2 protein-coding genes are annotated in these 1456 nt (G+C 68.3%); one reads left to right on the plus strand and one right to left on the minus strand.

The genetic code is table 11. From position 1 onward, the window contains the following. The first annotated feature begins 450 nt into the window (after positions 1–450). The gene (locus ACF1A1_RS39300; RefSeq protein WP_392006981.1) at positions 451–1002 is read left to right on the plus strand and encodes a hypothetical protein; all 552 of its coding nucleotides are present in this window, start codon (positions 451–453) and stop codon (positions 1000–1002) included. On the opposite strand, the gene ACF1A1_RS39305 is transcribed toward ACF1A1_RS39300, so the two are convergent. After that, a complete protein-coding gene (locus ACF1A1_RS39305; RefSeq protein ID WP_392006983.1) occupies positions 950–1351 on the minus strand; it encodes a transposase in 402 nt (133 codons plus the stop codon). The two genes, ACF1A1_RS39300 and ACF1A1_RS39305, sit on opposite strands and share 53 nt — an antisense overlap. Positions 1352–1456: the final 105 nt, after the last annotated feature.

Here is a 1456-nt window from a genome sequence, read left to right on the forward strand (position 1 = left end):
GTCCGTGAGTTCGTGTCGCCGCACCATACGGGCGTCCTGCCCGGCCAACTACGAGATCCACCCAGCCCAGCAAGAGCCATCAGAAACGACCTAGTGGCTCGGGATGCCTGGAGGTCTTCTTCGCGTTCGGAGAGTTGGTCACGGAGCTCGGCGACCTGTTGTTCAAGGTGGTCGATCTTCCGCTGGAGGGTGTCTGAGTCGGTGGGAGCGCCGAGGCCAGTGGCGCGCCAGGCGTCTTGGCCAAGGGCTTCGGACAGGCGTTGTTCGAGGCGGGCCACATGGCCCGCAAGGCGGGTGTTGCGTTCGGTGAGGTTGGCCAGATCGCTCAGCAGGGAGTTCCGGCTGACCTGAGAAGCCGTATCTCAACCGAACGTGATCCCTTGATTTCTGCCGGTCAGGCATGGTTTCGCTCGGGTTGAGGGAGGCATGCCGACGTCTTGTGTCCGCTTCATGGCCGAGGAGTGCGCGGTGGCGTCGGTGCTGGGAATGCTGGAGGAGCGGGAGGCGGTTGCCCGCGTGCGGGTGGAGAATTTGCGGGAGGAAGCCGCGCGGCTGGCTGAGGTGTTGGAGGCCGCGGAGATCGAGCTGGACCGGCGGGTGATCGCGCGGGAGGACCTCGTCGAGGCCCTGGCAGTCTCTGCGGCCGAGTCCACTGCCGTGACCACGGCCGAGGCGGAGGAGGAAGCGGCGCCGTCACTCGCGCCGGTGCCGGGTTCGACGGTGCCGCCCTGGCGGGAAGGGCTGCCGGTGACGGTTCTGGCGCCGGAGTATCAGCGGATTCTGGGCGTGCTGGAACAGCAGCGGTCGACGGGGCACGGGCCGCTTCGAGCCAAGGAGATCGCTGTGGAGCTGGGCCTTGGGGCGACCCCGACGAAGGTCGAGGGGCGGCGGTCGAAAGCCCGGCGCCTGGCGGAGCGCGGGTGGCTCCTCCTGGAGACGTCGGGGGCATTCAGTGCCGGCCGGCGGCCCGAGGCCGTGCCAGACGCCGGCTCATCCGCGTGACCATCGACCACTGGATCATCGCTTCGCTGGTGGCGGGCAGGGGCTCGTAGTCCCGGGCCAGACGGCGGGAGTTCATCAGCCACGCGAACGTGCGCTCTGCCATCCAACGCCTGGGCAGCACCACGAACCCCGTCATGTCGTCGGTGCGCTTGACGATCTCCAAGGTCAGGGCGAGCTTGTCCCAACACCAGCCGACGAGGGAGCCGGTGTAGCCGCCGTCGGCCCAGACGAGGGTGATGTCGCGGTGCAGGCGGCGCAGCCGGGTCAGCAGGCCCGCCGCGGCGTCGCGGTCGCCGATGTTCGCGGCGGTGACCGCGACAGCCAGGAGCAGACCGAGGGTGTCGGTCACGATGTGCCGTTAGGCCGTGTGTCGAAAGTGGATCTTGGGCTGTGAATGATCGCGGTCCATGGGTCGGGGAGATCTCACGGACGAGCAGTGGGCTGTGCTGGAGCC

Source organism: Streptomyces sp. NPDC014995 (genome assembly GCF_043080745.1).
Taxonomy (GTDB): domain Bacteria; phylum Actinomycetota; class Actinomycetes; order Streptomycetales; family Streptomycetaceae; genus Streptomyces.